The sequence below is a fragment of the Porticoccus sp. genome, from assembly GCF_041592135.1.
Lineage (GTDB): Bacteria > Pseudomonadota > Gammaproteobacteria > Pseudomonadales > Porticoccaceae > Porticoccus.
In genome coordinates, this window is sequence record NZ_JBFHQR010000161.1 from 1 (window position 1) to 4572 (window position 4572).

Genomic DNA, 4572 nt, shown 5'->3' on the forward strand with positions numbered 1-4572 from the left:
AGCCCTTCGGGTTGCGGCTAAAAAAGCGCCACTCGTCGTTGCTCGTCACTCAGTTAGAACCACTAAATTCATTTCTCGCGCCTAGATTGGCGCTTTTTTAGTCACAACAGAGGCAACCAAATTAGTGTGAACAGGCCCTAGCCTATCCGCAGTTGCGGGTCACCGTGATAATCAGCCCACAGGTCAGGGTAGTTTCATGCCCACCTGACTGATCTCGTCCCCTTGCAGCTGCCTGACCACCAGTTCCGCCTGGCCGAGGGATACTCTATCGCCAATGATTGGCGGGTGCTTCAATGTGGTAGTGATCCAGAGGCTCAGGCTCATCTCGCTCTCCTCTGGCTCTGGCAGGTTGTAGAAGTCACATATCTCCCGAACGGAGATCGCTGCGTCCAGTACGAAATCGCCAAATACTTTCCGGAAGTTCTGGCGGTCGTCCCGGGCCGGCAGCACCAGGCCGAGTTTGCGCGCCACCCAGGCGAGGGTGGTGCCCTGGATCAGCAGTGATGTGACCACCACGGCATAGGTGACGTTAAAAAGAGTTCGCGCGCCTTCCAAGTGGGCCATCAACGGAAAAATCGCCAACACAACGGGTACCGCTCCGCGCAGGCCGACCCAGGCAATAAAGAGCGTCTCCTTGAAGGAAAAATGGAACGGCGTGAGGCAGATAAATACTGCCAGGGGACGGGCGATAAAGATCAGTAGCAGTGCGATACCCAAAGCTGGCAGGAGGCTCGAGGTCATTTCGCTGGGCGTGACCAATAAGCCGAGCAGCAGGAACATGGACGCCTGAGAGAGCCAGGCAAAGCCATCCATGGCGGAGAGTGCCTGGCGCACAGCCCGCCGCGCCCGGTTCCCGACCAGCAGGCCAAACAGGTAGACGGCCAGAAATCCTGATCCACCCAGCCAGGTGGCAAGAGCAAACACACCGATGCCCGCCGACATCAGCAGCAGTGCCAGAATGCCGGCCTCACTGTCCAGCAAAGCCCGGATACGAGTCATCATAATGGCCACGCCGTGTCCAGCCAGTAGCCCGATGGTCCCTCCGTAGCCAAATTGGCGGACGAAATCCAGCAGCATATCAACACCGCGAAGGGACAGGGTTTCTTCCCGAAAACTGGCGGCGATACCGATAAACGTCAGTGTCAGGTACACCGCCATCGGATCGTTGACGCCAGACTCGATTTCCAGGGTTGCCGTCACCCGCTCGTTCAGTCTTACGCCACAGGATTTCAGCAGAGAAAATACGGCCGCGGCGTCTGTCGAGCCCACAATAGCGCCGAGCAGCATGGCCATTGGCCAGTCGAGATCGAGAATCCATAAACTGGCCAGCCCTGTTATCGCAGCGGACAGCAGTACGCCGAGGGTGGCTAGTGAGAGGGAGGGTTTTAGGCCGGTACGGAAAGTGGAGGCATGGGTGCGCAACCCGCCGTCCAGGAGAATCACTGCCAGGGCGACGTTCCCTACCCAGAAACTCAATACGAAATCATCGAATACGATACCACCGATACCACCGATTCCATCGACGCCGCTGAGGCCACCCACCAGCAGGAATACCAGCAGGAACGGGAAGCCTATCCGGGAAGACAGTATGCCGGTAAATACTGCGACGAAGATCAACGCGGCAGCCGCCATCAGGGGCAGGGTGATGAAATCGAGCGAGGGCATAAATCTCCTTTGCAGCGCTGTCAGTCGTCTATCTTGGACTTCGATTCCGATAAAAAGGTTTTCGGGCCCTCCTGGAACAAAAGGGGAGGCGAAGGAGCCGGGGCGACTATTACCGGTATTGTGCCTGAAAGGCATCGATAAATGCGTTCAGCTGATCTGCGGGGAGATCATTGATACCTGCGGCGGCCTCGCGACCGCCACCGGTTGGAAAGCGACGACACAGCTCTGCGGCTCCGGTGCGGTTGGATAGCGGTGCCCGGACACTGACCAGGAAGTTGCCATTGGCTTTTTCGGTCAGCACCGCGTGGGCGCGGCTAGGATGCAGGTTGGTGAGGTCGTTGCTGAACACGCCGCTGACTCTGCGCGCCCAGGCTTGGTCGGGCAGAATGAAAACCGCTGTCTGGTCGGAAACTTTTTCCGGCGGCAAATTGGCCGCCGCCGCCATATCCGTGTGATAGCCGGTTTCCAGCCTGTCAAAGTGCTCGCGGCCAGCGCTGATGAAGTCGAGGGGGTTGGCGTAGGCGCTGACCTGGCGGAACAGCTGCTGCGGATGGAAATGCAGGTCTTCCAGGGTCGAGCCGTAGCCATTGTAGTTGATGTAGATGCCGAGATTTTTCAGTTGCGCCAGCTGCGCTTCATCCAGATCCAGGGAGCTGGCCAGGGCCAGGGCGCTTTTATCCAGGTTGTCTCCGAATGCCCCGACCACCGCCCAGGGGGCGAAGGCGCCTTTCAGGTGGCTGTTTACCAGCAGGCTGGTGCAGATTTCCGGGGCCTCGTTGATCAGCGCCGTCAGTGCCGGCGCCTGTGGAATCTCGCCGGGGAAGTGGTGATCCACATAAAACACTTCCGCCCCGGCCTGCAGCAGTCGCACCAGGTCGTCGCGGTTTTTGTCCAGCGACACGTCCAGCACGGTGACCCGGTCACCCCGACCGGCGGTGACCTGTTTGAGCAGGTCGATATCCCGTTTGACCCCGGTGACCAGGGTGCTTTCCCTGGGGCTCGCCAGTTGCAACTGGGTTAAGGCGCAGATGCCGTCGGCATCGCCATTGAATACATCGAAATCTGCCATAGAGAAATCACCGTTGCCGGGGGCGGCAGTCCGCCCTGCTGACGAGAAGGGATGGGATATCAGCCGTTTTCCGAGCGATAGTAATCCATCAGGATTTGCGCGACTTCCGGACGGGAGAACTCCGGTGGTGGGGCGATGCCGTCACCCAGCATCTGCCGCACTCTGGTGCCGGAGAGCAGGATAAAGTCCTCTTTCTCATGGTCTTGCGCTTCATTCATCATCACTACCCGTCCCAGTTTCGTGGAGAAGGCGGTGTGATCGGCGCGGAAAATCTCGATCTCCAGTGCTCCGGCGGGAACCTTGTCATCGAAGATGGTCTGCGCATCGAAGGCGCCGTAGTAGTCGCCGACACCGGCGTGGTCGCGACCGACAATCAGGTGGGTGGCGCCCATGTTCTGGCGGAATACCGCGTGCAGCACCGCTTCCCGGGGGCCTGCGTAGAGCATGTCGAAGCCGTAGCCGGTGACCATCACGGTATTTTTGGGGAAATAGTGTTCCACCATGGTGCGGATGCAGGCATCCCGTACCGGCGCGGGAATGTCGCCTTTTTTCAGTTTGCCGAGCAGCATGTGGACCACCACGCCATCGGCTTCAAGCCGTTCCATGGCCATGCGGCACAGTTCTTCGTGGGCGCGGTGCATGGGGTTGCGGGTCTGGAAGGCGACCACTTTTTCCCAGCCGCGCTCGCTGATCTCGTTGCGAATTTCCACGGCGGTGCGGAAGGTATCGGGAAAATCACTCTGGAAGTAGCTGAAGCTCAGTACCTGGATGTTGCCGGAGACCAGGTTGTTGCCGAGGCTGGTAAAGGTGGCCACCCCGGGGTGTTCGGGATCGAGGGTGCCGAAGATCTGTTCGGCCATGGTGCGGATTTGCTGGTCGCTGACGGTTTCGATCTGCGCCACATCCATAATCGCCATCACCGGGTTGCCCTCGGTGTTGGGATCGCGCAGGGCGATGCGTTTGGCGCCTTCGATGGCACTGATGTCGTCTACCAGATTGATGATGGGCACCGGCCAGAACAGCCCGTCGCTGGTGTGCAGTGTGGCGGCGACACTCAGGGCGTCCGCCAGGTTCATGTAACCGGTGAGGGGATTGAAGTAGCCCGCGCCCAGCATCACCGCATTGGCCGCCGCTGCCGAGTTAAGCAGCAGTGAGGGGAGGTTTTCAGCCTCTTTCAGCAGTTGGTGATGTTTCTCGGTGTCGTAAACAAAAAGCGGATTCAATGTGTCTGAGCCGTGGGGCTTGATCACGGTGATATCTCCTGTGATTAACGGGGCTTTACTGTGAGCGGGATAGCGGTGGAGTCCGGTCAGATTCCAGCCAGGAAACCATGGCTTTTCAGGTAGTCGATGATGGTGTCGACTTCCTCTTCCAGGGTCATCTGGTCAGTCCGCAAATGAATTTCGGGATTTTCCGGGGCTTCATAGGGGTCGTCAATACCTGTGAAGTTTTTAATCTCCCCGGCGCGGGCTTTTTTGTAAAGTCCTTTCGGGTCGCGTTTTTCCGCTTCCTCAAGCGGGCAGTCCACATGGATCTCAATAAAATCGAACCCCGACTCTTTATGGAGGCGGCGCACGGTGTCTCGATCTTCCCGGTAGGGACTGATGAAGCTGGATAGGGAGATGATGCCGGAATCCACAAACAGTTTGGCGATTTCCCCGATACGGCGGATGTTTTCGGTGCGGTCTGCAGCGCTGAATCCCAGGTTTTTATTGATGCCCAGGCGAATATTGTCACCGTCCAGCCGGTAGGCGAGCTTGCCATGTTCGTACAGGGCGCTTTCCAGTGCCACCGAGACGGTGCTCTTGCCACTGCCGGAAAGCCCGGTGAACCACAGG

The 4572-nt window shown here is 58.6% G+C and carries 4 protein-coding genes; all 4 read right to left on the reverse strand.

Annotated features, from left to right (window positions below; translation table 11 throughout):
* Nucleotides 1–183: 183 nt before the first annotated feature.
* Complete coding sequence (locus ABY948_RS11305) at nt 184–1665, reverse strand: potassium/proton antiporter (RefSeq protein ID WP_461482641.1); 1482 nt, start codon at nt 1663–1665, stop codon at nt 184–186.
* 109 nt (nt 1666–1774) lie between these two features.
* Nucleotides 1775–2734: a DHH family phosphoesterase gene (locus ABY948_RS11310; RefSeq protein WP_461482642.1), complete on the reverse strand. Its 960-nt coding sequence runs from the start codon at nt 2732–2734 to the stop codon at nt 1775–1777.
* Nucleotides 2735–2793: 59 nt separating this feature from the next.
* Entirely contained in the window at nt 2794–3984 is a 1191-nt protein-coding gene (gene sat, locus ABY948_RS11315; protein ID WP_461482643.1) for a sulfate adenylyltransferase, read from the reverse strand.
* A 59-nt stretch (nt 3985–4043) separates the two neighbouring features.
* Nucleotides 4044–4572 (reverse strand): adenylyl-sulfate kinase (cysC, locus tag ABY948_RS11320; protein ID WP_461482644.1); only part of this gene is annotated, 529 nt, incomplete at its 5' end.